Raw genomic sequence first — 25,423 nt, 5'->3', positions numbered from 1 at the left:
AGATTTTCTCGTGAGTGACCGGCTTCACTTCGGTTAGGTTTTTATGTGAGTTGACACGCCCCATCGGGCCCAGCGCACGGTTATCTCCCCCACATCATACCATAAAGCAGCGACGACGGGGTGCCGGGGACGGCCGGCGTGCCCATGTTGGGGGGATCGGGGCGAGTCGATCCACACGTCACGGAAAGAGAGGGAGGCCGAATGCGCATTCTCGTGACGGGAGGCGCGGGGTTTATCGGCAGCCATCTGGTGGAGCACCTGTGTCGGGCTTATCCGGGGGCGACGGTGGTCACCTTCGACAAGCTGACCTACGCGACGTCGCGGGCCACGCTGGCGGAATTGGCGCGGCACAAAAACCACGTGTTCGTGCGGGGGGACGTGGCCAATCCGGAAGACGTCGAGCCGGTGTTCCGCAATGGGGTCGACGTGGTGTTCCATCTGGCCGCCGAAAGCCACGTCGACCGGAGCATTGCCGATCCCGAAGCGTTTGTGCGCACGAACGTCTTTGGCACCTACTGCGTTCTGGAAATGGCCCGCCGGTATGACGTGCAGAAGGTGGTGGTCGTGTCAACCGACGCAGTGTATGGGCCCATCGCGCAGGGGACAGCCGGCGAGGACGCCCCGCTTTTGCCGAGCAGCCCGTACGCGGCGAGCAAGGCCGGGGGCGACCTTTTGTGCCAGGCGTACGTGCGAACGTACCGGTTGCCGGTGGTCCTCACCCGGTGCACGAACAACTACGGGCCGCGGCAGCACCCGGAAAAATTGATTCCCAAAGCCATCCTGTGCGCGCTGGAGGACCGGCCGATTCCGCTGTACGGGGATGGGGAGCAGCGGCGCGACTGGCTGTACGTGGAAGACCATTGTCGGGCCCTGGAAGCGGCAATGGTCAAAGGCGAAGCCGGCGACGTGTTCCACATTGCTGCCGGTGAGGAGCGAACGAATCGCGAAGTGGCTGAGGCCGTCTTGCGTCTCCTGGGCCGCGACCCGTCGCACGTTGTTCATGTGCCCGATCGCCCGGGGCACGACCGCCGCTACGCCCTCGACGACCGGCGCACGCGGCGCCGCTTGGGATGGGCCCCGCGCGTTTCCTTTGCCGAAGGGCTTGCCCGCACGGTGGCGTGGTATCGCCGTCACAGGGACTGGTGGACATGCGGGTGCTGATCGCCGGCGCGGGCGGACAGCTCGGCATGGAACTGGCGGCGTGGCTGCGCCGCCACCGGCCGGAGTGGACGGTGCACGCCTACCGCCGGGACGCGTGGAACGTGGCCTGCCGCTGCCAGACGGAAGCCCTCGTACGCGCCCTGCGCCCCGACGCGATCGTCAACTGCGCCGCGTTTACCCAGGTGGACGCCTGCGAAATGCGCCGCGTCACGGCGCTGCGCGTCAACGCCGTCGCGCCCGGCCTGCTGGCGCGGGCGGCCGAGGCGGTGGGGGCCAGGCTCGTGCACATCAGCACCGACTACGTGTTTGACGGAGAAAAGGGCGGCTGTTACGTGGAACACGACGTCCCCCGTCCGCTGAACACCTACGGCTGGTCGAAGCTGCGGGGCGAAGAGGCGGTGTTGGCCGCCTGGGCGCGCCATCTCGTCGTGCGGACGGCCTGGCTGTACGGTCCCCACGGGCCAAACTTCGCGCAGCGGGTGCTGGACCGCTTGCGGCGCGGCGAACCCGTCGCCGTGGTGCGCGACGTGATCGGCCCGCCGACGCACACGTGGGACCTGGCGCGGTTCCTCGCCGAGGTCCTGCCCACCGACGCCACGGGAATCGTGCACGCCGCCAACGCCGCCCTCTCCTTTTGAACGCGACAATACGCCTTTGGCGAGGCCGACAGCGAGGCGGCGAAAAGGAAGGGGCCATCCCCAAGCGGGGAGGCCCCGGTTTGGCTTATTCGGCGCCGATGCCGGTTTGCGAGCGGACGTACAGTTCGGGGAACCGCGACAGCGCCCTTGGGTCGCGCGTGAGGACGGTTCCAAGGCAGGCACCCAGGAAACCGAGGGGCACCGAGACAAGGGCGGGGTTTTTGAGCGGAAAGATGGCCGTTTCCGGGCTCATGACGTTGGGGCTGATCAGCACCAACCCCACCGCAGAGATGAGCCCGGTGAGCATCCCTGCCACGGCACCGGCGGTGTTGAAGCGCTTCCAGAACAGGGTCAGGACGATCACCGGCACGTTGGCGCTGGCCGCCACAGCGAAGGCCAGCCCCACCAGGTAGGCCACGTTCATGTCCTTGGCGAGCAGTGCCAGCAGGATGGACGCCACCCCGACGCCGACGGACGCGATTTTGGCCACCCGTACCTGCTCGGCTTCCGTGGCCCGGCCGTGGCGAATGACGTTGGTGTAAAAGTCGTGGGCGAAGGCGCTGGCCGCCGAAATGACCAGCCCGGCGACGACGGCGAGAATGGTGGCAAAGGCCACCGCGGAGATAAAGGCCAGGAAGAAGGACCCGCCCAGCGCTTCGGCCAGCATCGGCGCGGCCATGTTGCCGGCCTTGTTGACGGCTTGAATTTGGTCCTGGCCGACAAAGTACGCGGCGCCAAAGCCGAGGAGCGGCGTGAGGATGTAGAAGAGGCCGATGATGACCATCGCCACGACGACCGATTTGCGCGCCTCCCGTGCCGTCGGAACGGTGTAGAAGCGGATGAGGATGTGCGGAAGGCCAGCCGTTCCGAGCACGAGGGCGATGTTCAAGGACAGGTTTTCCCACGGGTTGGTGAGGTATTTGCCGGGTTCCAGGAAGTCCTGCCCGAATTTGTCGGCCAGCGCGTTCCAGAAGGCAATCGGATTGAAGGCAAATTCCTTCAGCACGAGGATGGCCAAAAGGGCGGTTCCGGTCATCAGCAGGACGGCTTTGATGATCTGCACCCACGTGGTGGCCAGCATGCCGCCGAACGTGACGTACAGCGTCATGAGCACGCCGATGATGACGATGGACAGCTCGTAGTTGAGGCCGAGAAGCAGCTTGATGAGGCCGCCGGCGCCCACCAGCTGGGCGATCATGTAGAAGGTGCTGATCGTCAGCGTGCTCAGGGCGGCCACCGAGCGAACCGGTTTTTCGCGCAGGCGAAGGGCGAGCACGTCGGCCAACGTGTACTTCCCGGTGTTGCGCAGCGGTTCGGCCACGATGAGCAGCACAAACAGGTACGCGACAAAAAAGCCGAGGGAGTAGATGAACCCGTCGTAGCCGTTTAACGCGATGATCCCCGCGATGCCGAGGAACGACGCGGCGCTCATGTAGTCCCCGGCGATGGCCCACCCGTTTTGCATGCCGGAGATCGTTCGGCCGGCGGTATAAAATTCCGTCGTCGATTTCGTGCGTTTGGAAGCCCACCAGGTGATGATCAACGTTAGGACGACGAAAGCGACAAACAGCCAAAAAGCGAGCATATTCGTTCCGGTGGACATGTGCATTTCCCTCCTTCTGTTGCCCGATAGATGGAACCGCTTACACTTTTGCACGGCAATCACAATTCTTACGTTCGCCTCGACAGGCGTTGGGAAATGGAGGCAGCCAACTGGTCGAAGCGGCTGGCTTTGCGGGCGTAGAGGATGGCGATCGTCCAGGCCATAAAAAATTGGGACAAGGCAAACACGTGGGCCCAGTTGACGCTGGCAAAGATTTTTGTGTTCAGGAACTTGAAGAACCCGATCATCACGATGAACGTGAAGTAGTACACCAGGAAAAAGATCGTGGCCGGAACGATGAACCGTTTTTTTTCTGCGACCAGATGGCGAAACGTTTCGTCGCGTGCCACCTCCTCCCACTCCCGGTCGGATAGGAGACCCGGTTTCTTTGCTTCCAGCGGTTCATGTCCCTCGTTGGTACGCGCGTTTTGGTTCATTTCGCTTTCCCCCTCCCGAGAGATGATGCGGTGTATGCGTTGATTCAATTTTCAAGATACTGAAGGTTTGGCGATAAGTCAAGTAAAATTAAGAAAGTTTAATACAATAAAATTCTTCACATAATTAAATTTACGAAATAAATTGTATTAAGAAAGCGTTTTCTTGGGTTTGAAATGCCGAAATGGAGGTGCCAACTGCGGTAGCGGGCGTGTAATTGGAGGGAATGGTGCGAAAAGCAGCATGAAGAAGTTAAACGTTCGTTGCGGGAGGATACAAAAATGTAAAGGGAATGGCGTGATAACCAATGCGGTTTTCGCGCCGTGTCGCGTCGCGTGGCCCATGGAAAACCGGCCTTCCCGACGTGGGAAGGCCGTTGTCGTTCATGGATTCGGTTCAGAAGGGGATGCCAAAGCGTTCCATGTACCAATCGTCGTTGTGCGTCCGGTTGGCCAGGTACCACGCGCGTGCCGCCCAGACGTCGCTGGACCGCACGGCGCGGATCAGCCGCTCGCCATAGGGGGCCTCGCGTACCAGCGCCTCGGCCTTGGCAATGCGGGGCTCGGAAAAATGGCAGTAGGCCAGCACGAGCAGGTTCGCGTTCACGTGTTCCGGCGGGACGGGATACGGATGGCCGGCGCGAAACACATGGCCCACGCGCACCCCGGGGTGAACAAACAAGCGAAAGCCGAAGAGCCACAGCTTAAGGGACAGCTCGATGTCGGTGAAGCCCCATGTGCGGAAGCGCTCGTTGCATCCTCTTACGGCCCGAAACGCGGCGGTTTTGATGGCGAAAGCGCATCCGGGAATGACCGGAACGGCATAGGGCCCGGTCCCCTGGCGCGGCAGCCACGTGTACCGGAGCCGGCCGTCAAAGGTGACGCCAAAGCCCACACGCCGCGGGCGGTTGTGGGCGTAGACCGCCGGGCAGACGGCATCGGCCGTTCCGGCTTCGAGGAGGGCAATCAGCGGGTCCAGCCAATGATCGTGGACGAACACGTGGCCGTCGAGAAAGACGAGGTACGGCGTGGCGGCCAGCGTCGCCCCCAGGTTGCGCGCGTTGGCGAGCCCCAGTCCGGAAGTGCGATGGACGGCCACCTGACCGCTTTCCCGGTATGGCGCGAGGGCGTCGGTTCCGCCGTCCGTCGAGCCGTCGTCGACGACGAGAACGGTGAAGGGGACCGCCGTCTGCGCCTTGAGGACCCCGGCGACGGTTTGTGCCAGATGCGGTCCTTCATTTTTGGCGGGGATGATGACGGTCACCCGCGGCGTGCCGTTCATGTGAACCCCTCCTGGCGCAGCAGCGCAAGCCACTGCGCGGCTGCGCGGTCTGCCGTGAAGCGTTCTTCCACCGTGCGGCGCCCGGCTTCGCCTATACGCCGGCGCAGGGCCGGATCGACCAGGAGCCGCTCCAAGCACGCTTCCCACTCGCCGGAGGCGGCGGCGAGAAACCCGTTTTCCCCGTGGCGGACGATATCGCCGTTGACCCCGACGGGCGAGGCGACGGCCGGGATGCCGGTCGCCAGGTACTCGAGCAATTTGAACCCGCATTTTCCGCGCGCCCAGTCATCGGAAAAGAGGGGCATCACCCCGATGTCAAACGAGCGCAGGGCCGCCGACCAGCCGCTTGCCGTCCACGGCACAAACCGCACGGGGAGGTCCGGCCAGTCCGGCGCGCGGTCGCAGACGACGGAAAAGACGAACGGGACGCCGCGGCGGCACAGCGCAGAAAGCGCCGGGCGCACGACCTCCAGATAGGGCAGGTTGGTGGCGCTGCCGATCCAGCCGATCACCGGCACCGCCGGCGGCGGCGCGGGGGCTTTTTGCGGGTACGCCGCCAGGTCGAGGCACGTGGGAATGACGGCGGCCTTGGCTCCCAGGCGGTGCGCGTAGGCGGCCAGAAAGGCGTTGCCGCAGACGGTAACGGCGCTTGCCTGCACCATCCGCGCCAGATGCCGCCGGCGCGCGGCCACGCGCAGGCGATGGGCGGGACGGTCGGGTGATTCGGTCGGCGCATAGGCAAAGTAGGCGTCGTCGAGGTCGAACACGAGACGAACGCCCGCCCGAACCAGCCGGTGTCGCCAGCGGTCGTCCAGCAGGCGCTTCTGGATGATGAGGGTCGGCGTTTTGGCGCAGGAATCGAGCACGGGCGCGAGCGCCTCTGGATCGTAAGGGGAGAGCACCCGGCAGTCGACGCCGGCCTTTTGCAGATACGGAAGCAAGGCGTAGACGCGGGCGCGCGAGCTGGCGGTTCGTTCATCGCCGAGCGGGAGGACGTAAAGGGGCAGCCCGACCACCTCCGGATGAACCCGTCGTGAAAGGAAGTTGATTGGAAAATTGGGGGATTGTTGGATGGCAGAGACCCATGCGCCGCAGAAGGCGGTGCCATAGACTATGTAGCAACCGCGCGTCCGGTGTGTGCCGGACCGCGATGAAAGGGGCGGGAGGGGAGCGCATGCAACCGCTGCGGATTGCCGTGCTCACGCCGGAATCCCGGGTTTCGGCGGGCTATTTCTACCGCGTGGAAGTCCCTTTTTTTCGGCGGCCCGGTCCAACCGGGTGCGCTTGCTTTTTCCGGGCGACGGCGGCCTGTCCCTTGACGACGTCCTCGCGCGGGCCGACGCGGTTTTTGTCCAGCGCATGCTCTCCGTTCCGGGATGGGACGTGCCGAGACTGGTTCAGACGCTCCGCCGCGCGCGCATCCCCCTCGTCTACGAGTTGGACGACGACCTGACGAACCTGCCGGCGACCAACCCCCGCAAGGCGTTTTGGGACGCGCGGCAGGACGACGTGCGCCGGCTGGTGGCCGAAGCCGCTCGCCGCCCATGGGGTCGCTCATCGCCCGCCAACGCCCGAAGGGAGCCCGATTCGGGTGGGGTACGCCGGGTCGGCTACCCACGCGGCCGATCTGCGCCTGCTCGAGGGGGTGCTCGCCGAATTGGCCGCGCGGCATGCCGGTCGCGTCGCCTTTTGCTTTTACGGATGCGTGACCCCGGCCTTGCGTCGGCTAACCGGTACGGTGCTGCCGCCGACAGGCCATTTTTACCGGTACCTGCAGCGGCTCGCCGCCCTTCGCATCGCCGTCGGCGTGGCGCCGCTCGTCTCCCATCCGTTCAACGCGTGCAAGTCACCGGTGAAGCACCTCGAGTACACCTTTGCCGGCATCCCCGGCGTCTACGCCGCGCTCCCACCCTACACGGCGACGGTGCGCCACGGCTCGACCGGCTTCCTGGCCGCATTGCCGGAGGAATGGGCCGCGGGCGTCGAGCGGCTGGTGACCGACGCCCCGTTGCGCCGCGCGATGGCCGAGGCGGCCTGGGCGGCGTGTTTCGGCCCCGAGGGGCGAAGGCGGCTGGAAGACGACCGCGCGGCGTACCTGGCGCGGCTTGAGGACCTGGTGAACAGGAGGTGACGACGATGATTCGCTTTGGAACCGACGGCTGGCGCGATCGCATCGGCGAGGGGTTCACGCTGGACAACGTCCGCCGCGTGGTGACGGGGATTGCCCGCCACCTCGTGCACGCCCTGGGCCGCACCGACGGTACAGTGGTCGTCGGCTACGACGGGCGTTTTTTGTCGGCGGAGGCGGCCGAAGAGGCGAGCCGCACGCTGGCTTCCTGCGGGCTGCGCGTCTACCTGGCGCAGGCCATGCTCCCCACGCCGCTGGTCTCCTTCGCCGTGCGCCACCTTGGCGCCGATCTGGGCGTCATGGTGACGGCCAGCCACAATCCGCCGGTGTGGAACGGGATCAAGATCAAGTCCGCCCGCGGTTCGTCACTGGATCCGGCGACCGCCGCGGCCATCGAGGCAATTGCCAACAACCTCGACGCCGGCGACGTGCCGCCTGCGGCGCAGCGCGCAGCCGCCCGCGTGCAAACCTTCGATCCTTTTGACGCCTACCGGGCCCACGTGGCGGCGCGCCTTGACCTGGAGGCCATCGCCCGCTGGGGCGGCACGGTGGTGGCCGATGCGATGTACGGCTCGGCCCAAGGGCTTTTGCCGCGGCTGCTTGCGCCGGCGGGCGTCGCCGTCCGCGAGATCCGCAACCGGTACAACCCGGGCTTTGACCGCGTGCCGCCGGAGCCGATCGAGCGGCATTTGGGGCCGCTGCGGGAGGCGGTGCTCCGCGACAAGGCGAATGTGGGGCTGGCCTTCGACGGCGACGGCGACCGGCTCGGCGTGGTCGACGAGCGCGGGCGGTGCTTAACGGCGCACGAGGTGTTCGCCGCCTTGCTCGCCTACCTGGTCGAGCACAAGGGGCAGCGGGGAACGGTGGTCAAGACGGTTTCCGTCACGGCGATGGTCGATCGCATTTGCGCGGCCCACGGCCTGCCCCTTGTGGTGACGCCGGTGGGGTTCAAGCACATCGCCGCCCACATGGAGCGGGGGGACGTGCTGATGGGGGGCGAGGAAAGCGGGGGATACGGCTTCCGCGGGCACGTACCGGACCGCGACGGCCTTTTTGCCGCGCTGCTCGTGTTGGAGATGCTCGCCCGCACCGGGATGCCGCTGGCCGAGCTGGTGGAGCGGCTGCACCGAACCTACGGCCCGCACCGCTTTCGTCGCGAGGACATTCCGCTGGCGCGCCCGGTGGCCATCGGCGCCGCGGAGGCCAGCGAGGCGCTGCGCCTGGCGAGGGCCCGATACGGAGCGCAGCGCGGGGAAACCCTGGACGGCATCAAGCTGTGGTATGGCGAAGAGTGGCTGCTCATTCGGCCGTCCGGCACCGAGCCGCTGGTGCGGCTGTACGCCGAGGCGGCCACCGACGACGGCGTCGCCCGCTACCTGGCGATGGGGAGGGATCTGCTCGCGCGCCTGTGGCCGGATGCCGCACGACAACGGACGTAGGAGGGGTTGGCAATGGAAGACGTGGCCGTTTTGATTTTGGCCGGCGGGCGCGGCAGCCGCTTTTGGCCCCTCAGCCGCCCCGCGTGTCCCAAGCCGTTCTTGACCTTTTTCGGCAGGCGCAGCCTGCTGCAGGCCACCTACGATCGGGCGATCCGGGCCTTTCCGACGGCGCCCGTCTTCGTGGTGACCGAAAGGCGCCTCGTTCCCCTTGTGCGCCAGCAACTGCCGGAACTGCCGGACGGCCGCATCATCGCCGAACCGGTGGGCCGCGACACGGCACCGTGCATCGGGTGGACCGTCCTGCAGATCGGGCGGCGCCTGGGCGGCGACCCCGTGCTCGTGACGCTCCCCTCCGATCACTACGTCGGAGATGACGCGGCCTTTTCCGCGGCCCTGCGGGATGCGGTTCGCGCAGCGTCGACAGGAAACCGGGTGGTGACGCTGGGCGTTCGCCCCACCCGCCCGGAAACGGGCTACGGGTACCTGATCGACGAGGCGGAGCCGGAGGGGGCGGCACACCGCGTGCGCCGGTTCGTTGAAAAGCCGCCTCTGGAACGGGCCCGGCGCATGCTGCGCATGGACTGCAGCACGCGTGGCTGCGCGAACTGCGGCGCGTCCTCAAGCCAGGCGGATACTTCCTCTTCACCACGCACGGCACAGCCTTTCTCCCGTATTTAACGCTGCGGCAGCGGCAGCAGTTTCGCGGCGGGAAGCTGGTCGTAGAGCGGCCAGACGTGCCCGGAACGAACCGCTGCTCGGCGTTTCACCCTCTCGCTTATGTGGTGGGAACGCCGGCCCGGGACTGGACGGTGGTGGACGTGGTGCCGGAAGGGTCAAAGGGAAACCCGCGCCAAGACCTGTACCTGTTCCGCAAGCCCGTCCGAGCGTCCGATTTGTCTGGATGAAATTCGCGATGCGTGGCGTAAGGGGATCAAAACGGCTCGACGACCGGATTGCCCGATTGGGCGTGTGCGAGGGCCTCGGCCACCCGCCGCACCAGTGCGCCGCTTGTGATCAGGTCGCGCGCCGCGGCGATGTCGCCGTCCAGCTCGCGGTCCTCGTCGAGGGGCGCAACGCGCGTGCGCAACAGGTCGTAGGCTGCTTGCGTGCCCGCGCCGAGGCGGCCGGATCCAAATTCGATGGCCTGGGCGGCGCAGAGGTACTCGATGGCCAGCACGGTGAAGGTGTTGTCCAGGATCTGGCGCAGCTTGCGCGCCGCCGTCGTGCCCATGCTCACGTGGTCCTCCTGGTTGGCCGACGACGGAATGGAGTCGACGCTGGCCGGATGGGCGAGCACCTTGTTTTCCGACACGAGGGAGGCGGCCACGTACTGCGGGATCATCAGCCCCGAGCACAGGCCGCCGTGTCGCGTGAGGAAGGCCGGAAGCCCGCTCAGCGCCGGGTTGACGCACCGCTCGATGCGGCGCTCGGATATGCTGGCCAGCTCGGCGACGGCGATGGCGAGGAAGTCGCAGGCCACGGCGACGGGCTGGCCGTGGAAGTTGCCGCCGGAGATCACCTCACCGGCTTCGGGGAACAGGAGCGGGTTGTCGGTGGAGGCGTTGAGTTCCCGCCGGACCACGCCAGCGACGTAGTCGAGGGCGTCGCGCGAGGCGCCGTGCACCTGGGGGATGCACCGAAGGCTGTAGGCGTCCTGGACGCGCAGCTGGCCCGGGGCGCTCGTGCGCTGGCTGCCGGCAAGAAGGGCGCGCAGCCGCTGGGCGACGCGGGCCTGGCCGGGATGGGGGCGCACGGCGGCGAGCAGCGGATGGTAGGCGTGGGGAATGCCCCGCAGCGCCTCGACGGTGAGGGCGGCGACGATGTCGGCGCTGTCGACGAGGCGTTGGGCGTCGGCGACGGCGAGGGCGGCGAGGGCGGTCATCGCTTGCGTGCCGTTGATGAGGGCCAGCCCTTCCTTGGCGGCAAGGCGGACGGGGGCAAGGCCGGCTTGCTTGAGCGCCTGGGCGCTGGGAAGGATCGCCCCGCGGAATTCGCACCGGCCGAGGCCGATCAGGGCGAGGGCCACATGGGCCAAGGGCGCCAGATCCCCGCTGGCGCCGAGGGATCCCTGCTGGGGGACGACGGGGTGAACGCCGCGGTTGAGCATGGCGACGAGGAGGTCCACCACCTCGGGGCGGATGCCGGAGTGGCCCTTGGCCAAGGCGTTGGCCCTGAGGAGCATCATCGCGCGCACGACGGGGACGGGGAAGGGCTCGCCGACGGCGCACGCGTGGCTCTTGATGAGGTTTTCCTGCAGCCGTTCCACCTGGTCGGGGGCGATGGCCGTGTCGCTGAACTTGCCGAAACCCGTCGTCACGCCGTAGACGACAGCGTTTTGCGCGAGCAAGTCTTCCACCATGCGCCGGGATGCGCGCATGCGCCTGCGGGCGGCCGGGGCGATGTCGACCGGGCGCGCATCGTGCGCCACGGCGGCGACGTCGCCCACATCCAGGGAGTCTCCGTCGAGGATGACGGGGGAATTCATCGGGGCATCACGCTCCTTTGGCAGCGGGCTAAAGGCAAAGAAAACGGGATGAGGCGCGCGGCCTCATCCCGCGAAAAAAAGGGTAGGTGTGGCGTTGTGCACGAAGTGCCGTCATCGCGCTCACCACGTTTCCGGTTGCACCTTCATTATATGCGGCGTTTGTGCGGATCTGCAAGGAATTGATCGAATTGTTCGGGAACAAGCAGAATTCGGATTTGTGGTTGGCTGCTGGCCGTCCCGCTTGGTATAATGGTCTCAGCATGCGGCGATGGGAGGGACGAGGTTGACGAACCACGTGACCATCCACAAGGGATTGGAAGGTATTGCGGTGACGGACACCCAGCTCAGCCTCGTAGACGGGGAGAAGGGCCACCTGGTTTACCGCGGGCATTGGGCGAAGGAGCTGGCCCTCAAGTATACGTACGAACACGTGGCCTTCTTGCTTTGGCACGGGCGCCTGCCGTCCGACGACGAGCTGCGCGCGTTCCGCGAGCAGATGGTCGAAGCGCGCTTCCTGCCCGCGTACCTGAAGGCGATCCTCGACCAGCTGCCGAAAAACATGGACATGATGAGCGTCCTGCGCACGGCGGTGTCGGCCCTGGGCGACGACAGCTATGGCTGGCCGCCCACGGTGGAGCAGGCGATGGCGGTGACGGCGAAGGTGCCGACGATCATTGCCTACCGGTACCGCCGCCTCAATGGGCAGGAGCCCCTTGAACCGCGGCGCGACCTGTCCCACACGGCCAACTACCTGTACATGCTGTTCGGCAAGGAACCATCCCCGGCCCACGTGTCCGCCCTCGACGCCTACCTCATCCTGACGGCGGAGCACGGCATGAACGCCTCTACGTTCTCCGCGCGGGTGACGACGTCGACGCGGTCCGACCTTATCTCGGCGGTGACGTCGGCCATCGGGACGATGAAAGGACCCTTGCACGGCGGGGCGCCGTCGGAAGTGGACGAGACCCTGGCCGCCATCGGCACGAAGGAGAACGCCGAGCCGTACCTGCGCAGCCTTCTGGAGCGCGGCGAACGGATCATGGGCTTTGGGCACCGCGTGTACAAGACGCGCGACCCGCGGGCCGAGGCGCTGGCGGTGGTGGCCAAGCGCGTGGCTGGCGATGACCCGTGGCTCGACTTGGCCGTGCACGTGGAAGAGGTGGCGATCAAACTGCTCGCCGAATACAAGCCGGGCCGCAAGCTGTACACGAACGTCGAGTTCTACGCGGCGGCGGTGCTGCGCGCCGTTGGCCTGCCGAAGGAGCTGTACACGCCGACGTTCACCTTGTCGCGCATGGCCGGGTGGACGGCCCACGTGCTGGAGCAAGCGGCCGACAACCGCTTGATCCGGCCGCAGTCCGTCTACACCGGCCCGATGCCGGAGGGCGAGGCGTAGGGCAAAGGGCATGCGGATTCGCGGCGAATTCGCATGCCCTTTTGTTTGTACGGCGAGAACATAGGGCCGGTTGCGCGACAGCCCCCTCGAGGAATACGCGGCTGGCTGGATGGGCATACTCCTTACCGTTGACGAGGATCCCAACGGAGGAGGGAGTTGCCATGGCGCAAACGCAACCGGCTGCCCACTTGGGCGCCCATGAGGTGATGGAGATCCACGAGGTGCTCTCCAACGCCATCAATTGCATCAACACCTTCCAGCTGTACCGCCCGCACGTCCAAGATCAACAACTGGCCACCATCTTGGACAACCAGCTGCGTTTCGCCGTTCAGGAATACGACAACATGGTGGCCGTTTTGAATCGCCGCGGGGCGGGACAGGCCGTGCCCTATCGCCCGGTGAGCCGCAACCTGACGCCGATGTACGGGTTGCGCAATCCCGCTCCGGCGTCCCCCAACGCTTCGGCCAACGCGATCGACGACCGCGACGTGGCGTCCGCGGTGCTCGGTTGCCACAAAGCCTCGGCCAGCTTGCGCATGCACGCCGCGCTGGAATGCGCCGACCCCGAGCTGCGCCGCATGCTGATGCAAGGGGCGACGAACTGCGCCGAGCAGGCCTATGAGGTCTTCCAATGGATGAACCAAAAGGGGTACTACCAGGTGCCGACCTTGCAGGTCAACACCACCCAGACGATGACGGCCCTGTACCAGCCGGCGCCCCCCGGCCTGCACACGGGCGTGCAGTGAGCAGGCAGAACGATTCGGCCGGCGTGAAGGGAAACATCCGCTCCCACGAGCGGGTCACCGACGGCAAAACCCCCTTCGCTTTCCGGCAGCGAAGGGGGTTTGGTTTTGAGGGTATGGGGTTGGGGCATCAGGTTCCCGTCAAAACGGCCGCGACGATGTCGTTCCAACGGTCCAGCACGCGCATTTTTGCCGTTTCGGTGTCGATCGTTTCGTGCAGCTTGGCCAGCAGCTTATCGGGCGTCCAGTCGGCCGCGCGGTCTTCGAAGGCTTTCGTGACGATGCCGTAGTAGAGGTGCGGGAAACGCAAATCGGCAGCGACAACGGCGTATTCATCGGCGGTGAGCGGGTGAACCGAGTGGTAGGCAGCGAGCATGGCGTGTGTCCGCGCTTCGTCCCACCCCAGTTTCTTCATGACCTTGTTCAGAATCTTTCGCAAATCCCGCGCGGGCAGGTCCACGGTAAGGGAGTCGGTGTCGATGGCGGCGATGCCCGCCTCCGTGACGATTAAGTTGCCGGCGGCGTAGTCTTGGTGGCAGAGGTTTCGCTCTTCCCCGACCTTTTCCACCCATTGGCGGTAGGCGGGCTGGTGAAGGAGGGCCAAGGCGGTTTCGGCTTCCCGCAGAAACGTTGCGCTGGTCTCGCGAACGGCGAGCGCCACGGGGTGATCCTCGTAAACCGCCCGTTCGGCATAGAAACGAAGCTTGGCCAACCGCAGTTCGTACGACCGCTCCCACCGTCCGAGATGGGAGCGTTCCCGCGCATCCGGCGGGGGGGAATACCCCCGCGAGGCGCGGTGAAAGGCCGCGAGCGACCGCAGGATCTCCCGCAAATCGTCGGCATCCTCATAGTTGGGGGCGCGCCCCTCGACAGCCTCGTACAGGACGTAGCATGACCGCTCAACGGGGACGAAGTCGTCGCCGGTGGCCGTTGGGATGATGGCCGGGAGGGTTGCTCCGCCGCGCCGCAAGTGGTGGACGGCGGTGTTGAGAAAGCGCTGCCGTTCTGCGGGGAGCGGCGTTTTTTTGAGGACGTACACGCCGGCTTTGGAGCGGATTTCCCACACCGCTTTTTTTCCTTTGTCCGACAGCAGACGGACGTCGGACACGGGAAGGGGGTACCGCTCGAGGACGTTGGGGACGACGGGATCCGTTTGCGGGTCGATCGGTGCGTGGGCGTTCACGTGGCGGGTTTCCTCCTTTCCTCTGCAACCGCTTAGGCGGCGCTCCGCGGCGAGCGGTTCGTGGCGCGGACGCGGTGCGGGGGCGGGAAGGCGGCCTTCCACCCCGCGCCGCGGGCCGGCGCACGAGCGGGACGCTCGCGGGATTGGCGGGCGACACCACCTGCGGGGCAGGCGTCGCCGGTGGCGATGGCGGGGCGGCGGGTGTCGAGGCTGCCGGGGTGTCCGGCGCGTCCGATCCCCTCTTGGGTGGCAGGGGCGTGCTCGGTGCCGCCGGGGTCTCCGGCGCATCCGATCCCTGCTGAGGCGGCAGGGGTGTGCTCGATGCCGCGGAGGCTTCGGCTACGGACGGGGGCGCTTCGGGAGGCTGCCCTTTTGCTTCGCTCGGTGTCGTCGGGGCTTCGGCTGCAGGGAGGGACGCCTCGCGGGGCTGCCCGCAGGCTTCGGAGTAGAACGCCTCCAGCCGCTCGGCCACGTGGCGAAACTGGAAGCGTTCCTTGACGAGGGCGTGGCCGGCTTTGGCCATGCGCTGAGCTTCCTTCGGGTGGGACAGCAGGTAATCGATGGCCTCGGCAAAGGCGCGCGGATTGGCGTAGTCCTCGACGAGGAGGCCGTTTTCCCCGTGGGTGACCACTTCCGGGTTGCCGCCGCGCTTGGTGGTGATGAGCGGGATCCCCGCCGCCATGGCCTCATAGTGGACGCGGGCCAGCGGCTCTTGCCATTGCGAGCTGCAGACGAACACGTCGCCGAGCAGGAAGTGATGCGGGATTTCCTTCGGCGGAACGAATTTCGTGAACACGATGCGGTCGCCGTAAGGGGCGGCCAAGCGGTGAAGCAGCCGGATGTAGCGGTTGACGCCGTCGTCGCTGAACCATTTCCCGCCCACGATGACCAGCGCGGCGTCGGGATGGCGCGGCAGCACGTGGCGCATGGCCTCGATCAGCACGTGGGGGCCTTTTTTGAAGCTGAGCCGGCCGATGTAGAGGATCACCTTCTTCCCGGTGACCCCGTACCGCTTGCGAAGGGCGTCGCGGATGGGGGCCGCTTCCGGCTTCCACGCCGGAACGAACTGCTTGAGGTCGACCCCGGAATAGACGGTCCGCAGCTTGTCGCGCGCGGCGGGATACCACGCGAGGACGGTGCGGCCGATGTAGTCGCTCACCGTGGCGATGGCGGAAACGGCCTCAATGACGGCGCGGCCGAGGGCGATCGGCAGTTTGGCCGGCGAAAACATCTCGTTGTGCAGGCTGACCACGAAGCGGCTGTCCGGCGCCGCCTTCTTGTACGACAGGACGGCGCGGGGGCGATTCAGCACGTGGATGACATCGAAGGAATGGTGGCGCAGCTCCTGGGCAACGTTTTCCACGTAGCGCTGGGCGGGAACGCGAATGTAGCGCACGCCGTCCCGCTCTTCGCGCTCGGGCAGGTCGGGGTCGGTGATCGAGAAGATGGTGACCTCGTGGCGGCGCCGGAGAAACGGCACCACGCCGTCGATCATCGTCTGGATGGCGCCGCCGCGAATGGCCGGCGACGGGAGCTTTTCGCTGCAGATCAGGGCCAGCTTCATACCGATTCCCTCGCGTAGAGGCGCTCGAGATCGTCGATCTGGCGGGCCAGCCCGGTGCGCAGGTCCACTTGGGGACGGTAACCGAGGAGCCGCTGGGCTTTGGAGATGTCGGCCCAGGTGTGCCGGGGTTCGCCCTGCGGCGCGTCGTGCTGGGCGATCGTGGCGCGTCGTCCGGTCAGGTCTTCCAGGAGGGCGATCACCTCGCGCAGGCTGGCGCGCTCGGTTCCGCCGATGTTGATCGTTTCGCCCACCGCATCTGGAGCGGTGAGCGCGGCAACGGTGCCGTCGATGCAATCGGCGATGTAGGTGAAGTCGCGCGTCTGGTGGCCATCCCCGTACAGAGGGATGGGCTCGCCCACAAGCAGCGCACGGATAAAGCGGTGAAAGGCCATGTCCGGCCGCTGCCGCGGGCCGTACACGGTAAAGTAGCGCAGGATGACGACGGGAAGGCCGTCCCGTTCGGCATAGGCCCGGCAGAGGTGTTCCCCGGCCAGCTTCGTGACGCCGTAGGGCGACAGGGGAGCCGGCAAGCGGGTTTCCGCAACCTTGCCCGTCTGGTGTCCGTAGACCGAAGAGGTGGAGGCGAACACGAACCGCTGCAGGGGACGGCGCGCGCAGGCTTCCAGGAGCCGCTGCGTGGCCAGGATGTTGTGCTCCACGTAGGCGGAAAAGTTGGCGCCCCAGCTGGTGCGCACGCCGGGCATGCCGGCCAGGTGGAAGATGGCGTCCACGCCGTCGAGGAGCGTCGCCCAATCGGCCGTTTGGATGGCCGCCTCGACGAACCGGAAGCGCGGGTGGGGAAGAAGCGCCGTCAGGTTGCGCCGTTTGAGGGGGCGCAAGGACGGGTTGAGCAGGGCGTCAACGCCAATCACCGTGTGGCCCGCATCCAGCAGGCGTTCACACAGGTGGGACCCGATGAAGCCGGCGGCTCCGGTGACGAGAATGTTCATGGTCGCGCCACCCCCACGTAGCGAAGTCCGTGGGCCCGAACGGTTTCGGGGTCGAGGCAGTTGCGCCCGTCGACGACGACGTTGCCGCGCATGACCGCTTTGACACGGGACCAGTCGGCGCGGCGGAAGAGGTCCCATTCCGTGGCGACGACGAGGGCATCGGCATCGGCGGCCGCTTGATACGGGTCCGTCGCCACCGCCACCTCCGGTCGTTCGCAGCGCGCCAAGGGATCGAACGCGCGCACCGTGCAGCCCACTGCAAGCAGCCGATCGATCAGCGCCAGCGCCTGCGACGCGCGCGTGTCGTCGGTGTTGGGCTTGAAGGCGATGCCCCACACGGCGACGCGCTTGCCGGCGAGGCCGCCCAACGCGTCCCGCAATTTGCGGGCGTAGAGGTCGGGCTGGGTGGCGTTGACCTGTTGGACGGCGGGGAGGATGAGCGGGTCGACCCCTTTGTCCCGCGCGGCGTGAATCAGGGCGTCGACATCCTTCGGCAGGCAGGATCCGCCGTACCCCAGGCCGGCCCGCAGAAAGGCGCGGCCGATGCGTGCATCCAGCCCGATCCCTTCGGCAACGTCGTCGACGCGTACGCCATAGGCATCGCAAATGCGGGCCATCTCGTTGATGAACGAGATTTTCGTGGCCAGAAAGGCGTTGGCGGCGTACTTGATCATTTCGGCCCCGGTTGGCGTGGTCACGACATAGGGCGCGTCGATTCCTTGGTACAGGGCGCGCACGGCGACCAGCGCTTCCCGCGTCGTTACGCCCACGACAATGCGGTCAGGCCTCCGGGTGTCCGCGACGGCGGAACCTTCACGCAGAAATTCGGGATTGGCCACGACGTGGACGGCGCGAATGCGGCTCGTTTCCGCCATGGCGCGTTGGATTTGGGCGGTGGTGCCCGGCGGAACCGTGCTTTTGACGATCACCGTGGCCGGGTGGGTCAGCGTTTGGGCCAGCTCGTCGACGGCTTGCCACACGTAGGTGAGGTTGCAGCGACCGTCGGGAAACGCTGGTGTGCCGACGGCGATCATCACGACGGAGGCCTCGGCAAGGCCGTTTGGCAAATCCGCGGTGAACGTCAGGCGTCCATTCGCGCGCCCCCGGGCAACAAGCTCGTCAAGCCCGGGCTCGTAAAACGGAATGCGCCCGGCCCTCAACTCGGCCAATTTGTGCGCGTCCTTGTCGACGCAGGTGACCTGGTGTCCCATATCGGCCAGAACGGCCGCCGTGGTCAGACCGACGTATCCTACTCCGATGATGCAGACCTTCATGGCGGTTCCCCCTTTTGGGGTACGGGTTTTTCTTTCATTTCTATGTCCGATCCTTCTAATTGTCTGGTTAAATGCCCGATTGTTTACGGTTTCTAAATATAAATAGGCATATGTGTTTTAAATCAAGTTACACCAACCGGCGGACTGGCATACCGTAATAAGAAACAATGTGCACGGACGGGTCCGAAGGAGGACAAAAATTGACACGGGTTCGCAAGGCGGTCATCCCCGCCGCCGGTTTGGGAACGCGCAATTTGCCGGTGACCAAAGTGGTGCCCAAGGAATTGTTCCCCGTGGGCAACAAGCCGGCCATCCACTATGTGGTGGAGGAGGCGGTGGCCGCAGGAATTGACGCCATCCTCCTGGTAGTTTCACGCGGCAAAGAGGCCCTGGTCAACTATTTTGACCGGGCGCCGGAATTGGAGCACCATTTGGAACAGGCGTCCAAGGGCCATCTGCGGAAGGCGCTCGCCCTTCCCCCGGTTCACGTACAGTTCGTACGCCAGCAAGAACCCAAGGGCCTCGGCGACGCGGTGCGGCTGGCCAAACCCTTTGTGGGCGACGAGCCGTTTGCGGTGCTGCTGCCCGACGATCTCCTGTTTGGCCCCCGGCCGGCCCTTGCCGGGTTGGTGGAGGCGTACGCCGCCTGCCGCGCGCCGGTCGTGGCGCTGAAAGTGATGCCCGATGATGTGCTGCACCGGTACGGGGTGGCGCGTGTGACGCCGGCGGGGGACCGGTTCAAGATCGAGGAGATTGTCGAGAAACCGCGCGAAGCGCCGCCGTCAAATTACGCGGTGATCGGCCGCTATGTGCTGACGCCGGACCTCTTTCCCCACCTCGAAGCCCTGACCCCGGGCGTAGGCGGCGAATTGCAACTGACGGACGCGCTGCGTGGCTATCTGGCGCACGGTTCGGTGTACGGGGTCCCGTGGCCCCACGAGCGGTACGACGTGAGCCTGGAGCGGGAATATGTGGCGTTGCTCCACCGGTTTCTCACGCAAGACCCGGCTGCGGGAACGAAGTAGGCAGGTTTGGGGCGATTGTCGTTGTCAACGGTCGTCCCGCTCGTTTATAATGGAACTGGTTTTGTTGACAACATTCGCGCGCAGGCAAATCGGTCCGCCTTGACCGGCGGTGAAAAGGGAAGTCCGGTGAAAGTCCGGCGCGGTCCCGCCACTGTGAATGGGGAGCGACCCGCATCATGCCACTGTCCGAAGGGATGGGAAGGCGCGGGAAGCGAGGATCCATGAGCCAGGAGACCTGCCGATTTGCCCATGACGCTGCAGCCCTCGCGGAAAGGGTGCAGACGTCGCATGGACGCGCCCGGCTCCTCCATGTTGGCCGGCGGCATTGCGGTCGTTGGCGCAATGGTGCGCAGCGGCAGCGCGGCCGTTGTGGCGCGGTGGCAATGGAGGCCGGGAACGGTCGGCGTTTTTTGTTCCGGTTTGGCGCTCTGGTCGCGACGTACCCTTGTCCGTTTGGGCAAGGGATTTTGTTTTTGTCCAACAATCGAAGAGAGGGAGAAGGAGGAACGCCATGCGACACGGGTGGAAAGCTGTCGTTCTCGTCTTTATCCTGCTCCTGTTGCCGGTCGGTCTTGCCGCGTGCCAGTCAGAGAAACCGGCATCACCGGGGAATGCCGCGGAGGAGGTGGCCAGCGGAAAGCCCGTCACCTATCCCCTCACCGTACGGGATGACAGCGGGGCGGAGGTGACGGTCCAAAAGGAGCCGCAGCGCATCGTCTCGTTGATCCCCAGCCACACGGAGACGCTGTTTGCGCTGGGGTTGGAAGGCAAGGTGGTGGCCGTTACCAAGTGGGACAACTACCCGCCGGACGTGCAGAAAAAGGTGGAGCACGTCTTCCAAGACGGCCTGAACCCGCCGACAGAGGAGCTCCTCAGCCTGAAGCCTGACCTGGTGGTGCTGGGCTCGCACAACAAAGAGACCGTTGACGCGCTGCGCAAGGCGGGCCTGACGGTGGTGGTGTACGATCCGCAGAGCCTGAAGGACGTCTACCGGGTGATCGGCGAGCTGGGCAAGATCACGAACCGCACCAAAGAGGCGAAGCAGGTCATCGACCGCATGAAGGCCAAGGAGCAGGCCATTCGCGAGAAGGTTCAGGCCATTCCGGAAAAGGAGCGCGTGCGCGTCTATGTGGAGGCCGATCCCGACCAGCTCTACACGGCCGGGAAGAACACGTTTATGGACGAGCTGATCCAGCTGGCCGGCGGGCGGAACATTGCCCACGATCTGGAAGGCTGGCAGAAGATCAGCGCCGAGACGGTCATCCAGCGGAATCCGCAGGTGATTGTGGTCACATACGGCTACTACGTCCCGAACGCCGCGGACAAGCCCAAGCAGCGCGCGGGGTGGAACGTGGTCGACGCAGTGCGGGAAGGCCGGGTGTACGCCCTGGATTCGGACCTCATCAGCCGACCGGGGCCGCGCATCGTCGACGGAGCCGAGGCGCTGGCCAAGGCGTTCTATCCCGACCGCTTCCGCTAAACCGAAATGTGATGGTTGAGGAAACGGCATGAGGGCGCGCAAGGCAATGTGGATGGCCGGGATGGGCGGCGCCCTCTTGCTGTCCCTGCTCGTCACCTTGACGCTGGGCAGCGTGGATCTTCCCGTGGCCACCGTCTGGCGGGTGCTGTGGGGCGAGGTAACCGGGCAGGCGACGGCGGAGGACGCCGTGGCCCAGGCCATTGTGTGGAACCTGCGCGTGCCCCGCGCGCTGCTGGCGCTTCTGGTCGGCGCCGCCCTCGGGGCCGCCGGCGCGGCGTACCAGGGCGTGCTGCGCAATCCGCTGGCCGATCCGTACATCCTGGGCGTGTCGTCGGGTGCGGCGCTGGGGGCGGTGTTGGCCCTCCTTGCCGGCTGGCCGCGGGCGCATCTCGGCCTGTTTGCCGTACCGCTGGCCGCCTTTGGCGGGGGGATGGCCGCCCTCCTCGTCACGCTGCGCCTGGGGGCCGTTGGTGGCCGGCTGGTGCGGGAGACGACGCTCCTGGCCGGCGTGGTGGTGCAGGCCTTCCTCGGCGCGGCGCTGACGCTGGCCATCGCCTTTTCCGCCGACCGGTTGCCGAGCGTCATCCACTGGCTGATGGGCAGCCTGGCCAACCGCGATCCGCTGCTCGTCGCCGTCGCCCTTCCGTATGTGCTCGTGCCCTTTGTCCTGCTCCTCTTTTGGGCGCGCGACCTCAACGTGTTCACCCTCGGGGAGGAGCAGGCCGCCCATCTCGGTGTGGAGACGGAGCGGCGCAAAGTGCACATCCTCCTTGCCGCCTCGCTGATGACGGCGGCGGCGGTGTCGGTGTCCGGCATCATCGGCTTTGTCGGCCTGGTGGTGCCCCATGTGATGCGCCTGCTTGTCGGACCGGATCATCGCGTGCTCGTGCCGGCGTCGGCGCTGGCCGGGGCCTTCGTCCTGCTGTGGGCCGACACCTTCGCCCGCACGGCTCTGGCCGGGGCGGAGCTGCCCGTCGGGGCGGTAACGGCGGCGCTGGGGGCGCCGTTTTTCGCCTACCTGTTGCGGCGCGGCCGGCGCGGGATGTGACGGAAAGGAGCGGTGCCGATGATCGACGTGCGGGACGTGTGGAAAGCGTACGGCGGGCGTGACGTGCTGCGCGGCGTTTCCCTGGAGGTTCCCGCCGGCGCGTGTGTGGCGGTGATCGGACCGAACGGAGCGGGGAAAAGCACGCTGCTGCGGGTGCTCTCCGGTGTGGTCGAGCCGGACCGCGGCAGCGTGTGGGTGGCCGGCCGGCCGGTGCGGGCCTACCGGCGGCGGGAGTTGGCCCGCCTTCTGGCCGTGCTTCCGCAGGAGACGGCCGCCCCGTTCCCCTTTACGGTGCGCGAGCTGGTGGCGATGGGCCGCCACCCCTACCTTCGCCCGCTGCGCGGCGAGACGCCCCATGATCGCGCGGTGGTGGCGCGCGTCCTTGACGAGCTCAAGCTCACCCCGCTGGCCGACGTGCCCGTCGACCGGCTCAGCGGGGGCCAGCGCCAGCGCGTGGCGCTGGCGCGCGTGATGGCCCAGGAGCCGCGCGTGCTGCTCCTGGACGAACCGACCACCTACCTGGATATCGGGCACCAGGTCAACCTGCTCGATCGGGTGCGCCGCTGGCAGCGCCAGAACGGCCTGACGGTGGTGATGGTGCTCCATGACCTGAACCTGGCCGCGCTGTACGCCGACGAGGTGGTGCTGCTTGCCGAGGGGCGCGTGGTGGCGCGCGGCCGGCCGGCCGAGGTGCTGGCCGAGCCGACCCTCGCCGCCGTGTACGGCACGCGGCCGCTGGTGGTGCGCCACCCGGAGTGCGGCGCCCCCCAGGTTCTCGTGCGGCCGGCGCGCGACGAGGCCAGGGGAGAGGAGGCGGACGGCCAATGGCGGATGAACGCCAGCCCGTGCGCCGCAAGGGGTTGACCCTGGTGTACACCGGGGACGGGAAGGGGAAGACCACCGCGGCCCTTGGCCTGACGCTGCGGGCGGTGGGGCGCGGTTTCCGGGTGCTGTTTCTGCAGTTCATCAAGTCGCCGGAGCGCGTCACCGGCGAGCAGCGGGCCATCCGCTACCTGCCGGGCGTCGAGATGCACCAGCTTGGCGAGGGCTTTACGTGGACGAAGACGCCGGAGGTGCACCGGGAGGCGCTGCGCCGCGGGTGGGCGCTGGCCAAGGAGAAGATCCACAGCGGCGCCTACGACCTGGCCGTTCTCGACGAGATCAACACGGCGCTGGCCATCGCGCGCTTTCCCGTCGACGACGTGCTGCCCCTTGCCGAGGTATTGGCGCTCATCGACAACCGTCCGGCCCATACCCACCTGGTGCTGACGGGCCGGTCGGCGCACCCGGCCATTGTGGAACGGGCCGACCTGGTCACGGTGATGGAACCGCTCAAGCATTACTACGACCGGGGCATTCCCGCGGTGTACGGCATTGAGCTGTAGCGCACCGCCGACCGCCGTCGCCCGGCGGCAGGGACCAGGCGGGAACGCAAGCGCCGCGGGAAGCCCTGCCCATCTTTCCGCAGAGAGAGGGAGGGCCGATGAGCCGCTGGGAAGAAAAGGTTCAAACCATTCTGAATCAGATCGGGCCGCTGGACGAGGCGGCGATGGCCGCCGCGCAGGCCCGCCTCGATCGGCTGACCAAGCCGCCGGGCAGCTTGGGGCAGCTCGAGGCCTACGCCGTGCGCCTGGCGGGCATTGCGGGAACGGTGCAGGCCCGATTTCCGAAAAAAGCCGTGGTGGTGATGGCCGCCGACCACGGCGTCGTCGAGGAAGGCGTCAGCGCGTACCCGGCCGAGGTGACGCCGCAGATGGTGCGCAATTTCCTGACGGGTGGGGCGGCGATCAACGCGCTGGCCCGTCTGGCCGGGGCCGACGTGGTGTGCGTCGACGTCGGCGTGGCCGTGGACATCGACCACCCGGCCCTCGTGCGGAAGAAGGTCCGCTACGGGACGGCCAACTTCACCAAGGGGCCGGCCATGACGCGAGCAGAAGCCCTTGAAGCCCTCTGCGTCGGGATCGAGGTGGCGGAGGAGCTGGCCGATCGCGGCTATCGCCTTCTGGCCACCGGCGAAATGGGCATTGGCAACACGACGAGCGCCGCGGCCCTTCTCGCCGCCTTCACCGGCGACGACCCGGCGGACTGCGTCGGGCGCGGCACAGGGGTGAACGCCGCGGCCCTGGCGCGCAAGGCGGAGGCCGTGCGGCGGGCCTTGGCCGTCAACCGGCCCGATCCGCACGATCCGGTGGACGTGCTGCACAAGGTGGGCGGGCTGGAGATTGCCGCTTTGGCCGGGCTGATGTTGGGTGCCGCCGCCCGGCGCGTGCCGGTGGTTGTCGACGGATTTCCCGCCTCCAGCGCGGCCCTCGTGGCGTGCCGCCTGGCCCCGCGCGTGAAGGACTACCTGTTTCCCTCGCACCAATCGGCGGAGCGGGGGCACCGCCGACTCTTGGCGTTGCTCGGCTTGGCCCCGCCGCTTCACGTGGACATGCGCCTCGGCGAGGGGACGGGGGCGGTGCTCGCTTTTCACCTGCTTGAGGCCGCGTGCCGGATTCGCGACGAGATGGCCACCTTTGCGGACGCCGGTGTCTCCGGTCCGGTGGTGGCGGAGGAGGCGGCGCAACCTTGAGGTCCTCTTCCCGTCTGGTCGTGGTCACGGGGGGCGCGCGCAGCGGGAAAAGCGCCTTCGCTGAGCGCCTCGCCGCGCATCTGGCCGCCGCATCCCAGTCCGGCGTCACCTACGTGGCCACCGCTGAGGCGCGCGACGCGGAAATGGCCGCGCGCATCGGGCGCCATCGCCGGAGGCGCCCGGCGTCGTGGCGCACGGTCGAAGCGCCGCGCGACGCCATCGGCGCGCTCCGGGCAGCGGCGCCGCACGACGTCGTCCTCCTTGACTGCGTCACGCTCCTCGTCGCCAACTGGCTGGCGGCCCAGGCCGAAGCGGCCGGCGTCGACCTGACGGGTTCCGACGCGCTTCCCGTCGAAACCCAACAGGTGCTGGCCGAACGCGTGGCGGAGAACGCCAAGGCGTTGGTGACGGCGGCGGTGCGACGCTTCGGCTGGACGGTGTTCGTCACCAACGAGGTGGGGTGGGGCGTCGTGCCGCCCACACCCCTCGGCCGGCTCTACCGCGACGTGGCCGGCCAGGTGAACCGTCGCCTTGCCGACGCGGCCCAGGCGGTCTACCTGGTGGTGGCTGGACAGGCTGTCGAGGTGAAGGCCCTGGCCTGCGCGCCGCACGATGCCGCCGCGCGCCTGGTGGCGGGCACGGGGGAGGGCGTGCAGCGGTGAGCGGCAGCTTCGCCGACGGGGCGGCATGGGGGCTCGGTCTCATCGGCTGGCTGTGGGGGCGGGGATCGGCGGAGGCGTTGTGGCTGGGCGTGGTGGGCCTGGGCGTGTGTGCGCCGGTGGCCCTCGACCTCCTCTTCGGCGACCCGCAGCGCGGCCATCCGGTGGCCGCGTTGGGCCGCCTCATCGTCGCGCTGGAGCGCACCCTGCGCCGCGTCCTCGCGTGCGCCGGTCCCACGCCGCGGCGGGAGCGTGCAGCCGGCGTGCTGTTGTGGCTTGTGGCGGTGGGGACGGCGGGCGCGGCGGCGCTGGCGGCAGAGGGGATGGGCTATATGCTGGCTGGCCCCCTCGGCGCGGCG

The 25,423-nt window shown here is 67.1% G+C and carries 23 protein-coding genes, 1 pseudogene and 1 riboswitch; of the genes and pseudogenes, 15 read left to right on the top strand and 9 right to left on the bottom strand.

Going from position 1 to position 25,423, the window contains the following annotated elements; all coding sequences use genetic code 11:
* The first annotated feature begins 201 nt into the window (after window positions 1-201).
* Window positions 202-1,161 (top strand): dTDP-glucose 4,6-dehydratase, encoded by a 960-nt coding sequence (rfbB, locus tag IEX61_RS08470; protein WP_188817593.1) that lies wholly within the window; start codon window positions 202-204, stop codon window positions 1,159-1,161.
* On the top strand, window positions 1,149-1,799 hold the full coding sequence (gene rfbD / locus IEX61_RS08465) for a dTDP-4-dehydrorhamnose reductase (protein WP_188817591.1): 651 nt from the start codon (window positions 1,149-1,151) through the stop codon (window positions 1,797-1,799). Before rfbB ends, rfbD begins: the two co-directional genes overlap by 13 nt.
* A gap of 85 nt (window positions 1,800-1,884) precedes the next feature.
* On the opposite strand, the gene IEX61_RS08460 is transcribed toward rfbD, so the two are convergent.
* From IEX61_RS08460 to IEX61_RS08445, 4 genes are all read right to left on the bottom strand, one after another.
* Window positions 1,885-3,402, bottom strand: a complete 1,518-nt coding sequence (locus IEX61_RS08460) for a monocarboxylic acid transporter (RefSeq protein WP_229725792.1) — start codon at window positions 3,400-3,402, stop codon at window positions 1,885-1,887.
* A gap of 68 nt (window positions 3,403-3,470) precedes the next feature.
* Entirely contained in the window at window positions 3,471-3,839 is a 369-nt protein-coding gene (locus IEX61_RS08455) for a DUF485 domain-containing protein (RefSeq protein ID WP_054672363.1), read from the bottom strand.
* Between the two features lie 394 nt (window positions 3,840-4,233).
* Window positions 4,234-5,118, bottom strand: a complete 885-nt coding sequence (locus tag IEX61_RS08450; RefSeq protein WP_188817587.1) for a glycosyltransferase — start codon at window positions 5,116-5,118, stop codon at window positions 4,234-4,236.
* Window positions 5,115-6,134 carry a glycosyltransferase family 4 protein gene (locus IEX61_RS08445; protein WP_188817585.1) on the bottom strand — a complete coding sequence of 340 codons (1,020 nt, stop codon included), beginning with the start codon at window positions 6,132-6,134 and terminating at the stop codon, window positions 5,115-5,117. Before IEX61_RS08445 ends, IEX61_RS08450 begins: the two co-directional genes overlap by 4 nt.
* A 575-nt stretch (window positions 6,135-6,709) precedes the next feature.
* Here IEX61_RS08445 and IEX61_RS08440 point away from each other — a divergent pair.
* The 3 genes from IEX61_RS08440 to IEX61_RS08430 are packed head-to-tail and all read left to right on the top strand — an operon-like array spanning window position 6,710 to window position 9,363.
* Window positions 6,710-7,249: a glycosyltransferase family protein gene (locus IEX61_RS08440; protein ID WP_188817583.1), complete on the top strand. Its 540-nt coding sequence runs from the start codon at window positions 6,710-6,712 to the stop codon at window positions 7,247-7,249.
* 5 nt (window positions 7,250-7,254) lie between these two features.
* Window positions 7,255-8,685 carry a phosphoglucomutase/phosphomannomutase family protein gene (locus IEX61_RS08435; RefSeq protein WP_188817581.1) on the top strand — a complete coding sequence of 477 codons (1,431 nt, stop codon included), beginning with the start codon at window positions 7,255-7,257 and terminating at the stop codon, window positions 8,683-8,685.
* A 12-nt stretch (window positions 8,686-8,697) separates the two neighbouring features.
* Window positions 8,698-9,363 carry a sugar phosphate nucleotidyltransferase gene (locus IEX61_RS08430; RefSeq protein WP_054673103.1) on the top strand — a complete coding sequence of 222 codons (666 nt, stop codon included), beginning with the start codon at window positions 8,698-8,700 and terminating at the stop codon, window positions 9,361-9,363.
* Between the two features lie 253 nt (window positions 9,364-9,616).
* Here IEX61_RS08430 and hutH read toward each other — a convergent pair whose 3' ends face one another.
* Window positions 9,617-11,170: a histidine ammonia-lyase gene (hutH, locus tag IEX61_RS08425; protein ID WP_188817579.1), complete on the bottom strand. Its 1,554-nt coding sequence runs from the start codon at window positions 11,168-11,170 to the stop codon at window positions 9,617-9,619.
* Window positions 11,171-11,453: 283 nt separating this feature from the next.
* Between hutH and IEX61_RS08420 the strand changes: the two genes are divergently transcribed.
* Both IEX61_RS08420 and IEX61_RS08415 read left to right on the top strand, forming a co-directional pair.
* Window positions 11,454-12,566: a citrate synthase/methylcitrate synthase gene (locus tag IEX61_RS08420; protein ID WP_229725791.1), complete on the top strand. Its 1,113-nt coding sequence runs from the start codon at window positions 11,454-11,456 to the stop codon at window positions 12,564-12,566.
* Between the two features lie 161 nt (window positions 12,567-12,727).
* Window positions 12,728-13,312, top strand: a complete 585-nt coding sequence (locus tag IEX61_RS08415) for a spore coat protein (protein WP_054672526.1) — start codon at window positions 12,728-12,730, stop codon at window positions 13,310-13,312.
* 127 nt (window positions 13,313-13,439) lie between these two features.
* Here IEX61_RS08415 and IEX61_RS08410 read toward each other — a convergent pair whose 3' ends face one another.
* The 4 genes and pseudogenes from IEX61_RS08410 to IEX61_RS08395 all read right to left on the bottom strand — a co-directional run bounded on the left by IEX61_RS08410 (window position 13,440) and on the right by IEX61_RS08395 (window position 18,280).
* Window positions 13,440-14,780, bottom strand: coding sequence for a CotS family spore coat protein (locus tag IEX61_RS08410; RefSeq protein WP_229725793.1), 1,341 nt, complete (start codon window positions 14,778-14,780; stop codon window positions 13,440-13,442).
* Between the two features lie 178 nt (window positions 14,781-14,958).
* Window positions 14,959-15,987: pseudogene (locus IEX61_RS08405) on the bottom strand (glycosyltransferase family 4 protein); the annotation flags it as partial.
* Window positions 15,988-16,052: 65 nt separating this feature from the next.
* The gene (locus IEX61_RS08400) at window positions 16,053-17,006 is read right to left on the bottom strand and encodes an NAD-dependent epimerase/dehydratase family protein (protein ID WP_054671195.1); all 954 of its coding nucleotides are present in this window, start codon (window positions 17,004-17,006) and stop codon (window positions 16,053-16,055) included.
* On the bottom strand, window positions 17,003-18,280 hold the full coding sequence (locus IEX61_RS08395; RefSeq protein ID WP_188817575.1) for a UDP-glucose dehydrogenase family protein: 1,278 nt from the start codon (window positions 18,278-18,280) through the stop codon (window positions 17,003-17,005). Before IEX61_RS08395 ends, IEX61_RS08400 begins: the two co-directional genes overlap by 4 nt.
* Before the next feature lie 200 nt (window positions 18,281-18,480).
* Between IEX61_RS08395 and IEX61_RS08390 the strand changes: the two genes are divergently transcribed.
* The 8 genes from IEX61_RS08390 to IEX61_RS08355 form a co-directional block, all read left to right on the top strand.
* On the top strand, window positions 18,481-19,305 hold the full coding sequence (locus IEX61_RS08390) for a UTP--glucose-1-phosphate uridylyltransferase (protein ID WP_229725790.1): 825 nt from the start codon (window positions 18,481-18,483) through the stop codon (window positions 19,303-19,305).
* Window positions 19,306-19,378: 73 nt separating this feature from the next.
* A riboswitch (cobalamin riboswitch) is annotated at window positions 19,379-19,562 on the top strand.
* Between the two features lie 254 nt (window positions 19,563-19,816).
* Complete coding sequence (locus IEX61_RS08385; RefSeq protein WP_188817571.1) at window positions 19,817-20,785, top strand: ABC transporter substrate-binding protein; 969 nt, start codon at window positions 19,817-19,819, stop codon at window positions 20,783-20,785.
* A 28-nt stretch (window positions 20,786-20,813) separates the two neighbouring features.
* Window positions 20,814-21,833 carry a FecCD family ABC transporter permease gene (locus IEX61_RS08380; protein WP_188817568.1) on the top strand — a complete coding sequence of 340 codons (1,020 nt, stop codon included), beginning with the start codon at window positions 20,814-20,816 and terminating at the stop codon, window positions 21,831-21,833.
* 18 nt (window positions 21,834-21,851) lie between these two features.
* Window positions 21,852-22,697: a heme ABC transporter ATP-binding protein gene (locus IEX61_RS08375; RefSeq protein ID WP_188817566.1), complete on the top strand. Its 846-nt coding sequence runs from the start codon at window positions 21,852-21,854 to the stop codon at window positions 22,695-22,697.
* Window positions 22,658-23,218, top strand: coding sequence for a cob(I)yrinic acid a,c-diamide adenosyltransferase (locus IEX61_RS08370; protein WP_188817564.1), 561 nt, complete (start codon window positions 22,658-22,660; stop codon window positions 23,216-23,218). Before IEX61_RS08375 ends, IEX61_RS08370 begins: the two co-directional genes overlap by 40 nt.
* Before the next feature lie 98 nt (window positions 23,219-23,316).
* Window positions 23,317-24,405, top strand: a complete 1,089-nt coding sequence (gene cobT / locus IEX61_RS08365) for a nicotinate-nucleotide--dimethylbenzimidazole phosphoribosyltransferase (RefSeq protein WP_188817562.1) — start codon at window positions 23,317-23,319, stop codon at window positions 24,403-24,405.
* Window positions 24,402-25,067: a bifunctional adenosylcobinamide kinase/adenosylcobinamide-phosphate guanylyltransferase gene (gene cobU, locus IEX61_RS08360; RefSeq protein ID WP_188817560.1), complete on the top strand. Its 666-nt coding sequence runs from the start codon at window positions 24,402-24,404 to the stop codon at window positions 25,065-25,067. Before cobT ends, cobU begins: the two co-directional genes overlap by 4 nt.
* A partial coding sequence (locus tag IEX61_RS08355; protein ID WP_188817559.1) for a cobalamin biosynthesis protein occupies window positions 25,064-25,423 on the top strand: 360 nt, incomplete at its 3' end. The genes cobU and IEX61_RS08355, both read left to right, overlap by 4 nt.

This window comes from Calditerricola satsumensis (assembly GCF_014646935.1).
Taxonomy (GTDB): Bacteria; Bacillota; Bacilli; order Calditerricolales; family Calditerricolaceae; genus Calditerricola; species Calditerricola satsumensis.
This window is presented reverse-complemented; position numbering and strand designations above follow the sequence as displayed.

Excerpts from the sequence above, each read along its gene's own strand:
- rfbB (WP_188817593.1), top strand. The coding sequence starts at position 202 with ATGCGCATTCTCGTGACGGGAGGCGCGGGGTTTATCGGCAGCCATCTG.
- rfbD (WP_188817591.1), top strand. The coding sequence starts at position 1,149 with ATGCGGGTGCTGATCGCCGGCGCGGGCGGACAGCTCGGCATGGAACTG.
- IEX61_RS08460 (WP_229725792.1), bottom strand. The coding sequence starts at position 3,402 with ATGTCCACCGGAACGAATATGCTCGCTTTTTGGCTGTTTGTCGCTTTC.
- IEX61_RS08455 (WP_054672363.1), bottom strand. The coding sequence starts at position 3,839 with ATGAACCAAAACGCGCGTACCAACGAGGGACATGAACCGCTGGAAGCA.
- IEX61_RS08450 (WP_188817587.1), bottom strand. The coding sequence starts at position 5,118 with ATGAACGGCACGCCGCGGGTGACCGTCATCATCCCCGCCAAAAATGAA.
- IEX61_RS08435 (WP_188817581.1), top strand. The coding sequence starts at position 7,255 with ATGATTCGCTTTGGAACCGACGGCTGGCGCGATCGCATCGGCGAGGGG.
- IEX61_RS08430 (WP_054673103.1), top strand. The coding sequence starts at position 8,698 with ATGGAAGACGTGGCCGTTTTGATTTTGGCCGGCGGGCGCGGCAGCCGC.
- hutH (WP_188817579.1), bottom strand. The coding sequence starts at position 11,170 with ATGAATTCCCCCGTCATCCTCGACGGAGACTCCCTGGATGTGGGCGAC.
- IEX61_RS08415 (WP_054672526.1), top strand. The coding sequence starts at position 12,728 with ATGGCGCAAACGCAACCGGCTGCCCACTTGGGCGCCCATGAGGTGATG.
- IEX61_RS08410 (WP_229725793.1), bottom strand. The coding sequence starts at position 14,780 with ATGCGCCGGAGACCCCGGCGGCACCGAGCACGCCCCTGCCACCCAAGA.
- IEX61_RS08400 (WP_054671195.1), bottom strand. The coding sequence starts at position 17,006 with ATGAACATTCTCGTCACCGGAGCCGCCGGCTTCATCGGGTCCCACCTG.
- IEX61_RS08395 (WP_188817575.1), bottom strand. The coding sequence starts at position 18,280 with ATGAAGGTCTGCATCATCGGAGTAGGATACGTCGGTCTGACCACGGCG.
- IEX61_RS08385 (WP_188817571.1), top strand. The coding sequence starts at position 19,817 with ATGCGACACGGGTGGAAAGCTGTCGTTCTCGTCTTTATCCTGCTCCTG.
- IEX61_RS08380 (WP_188817568.1), top strand. The coding sequence starts at position 20,814 with ATGAGGGCGCGCAAGGCAATGTGGATGGCCGGGATGGGCGGCGCCCTC.
- IEX61_RS08375 (WP_188817566.1), top strand. The coding sequence starts at position 21,852 with ATGATCGACGTGCGGGACGTGTGGAAAGCGTACGGCGGGCGTGACGTG.
- IEX61_RS08370 (WP_188817564.1), top strand. The coding sequence starts at position 22,658 with ATGGCGGATGAACGCCAGCCCGTGCGCCGCAAGGGGTTGACCCTGGTG.
- cobT (WP_188817562.1), top strand. The coding sequence starts at position 23,317 with ATGAGCCGCTGGGAAGAAAAGGTTCAAACCATTCTGAATCAGATCGGG.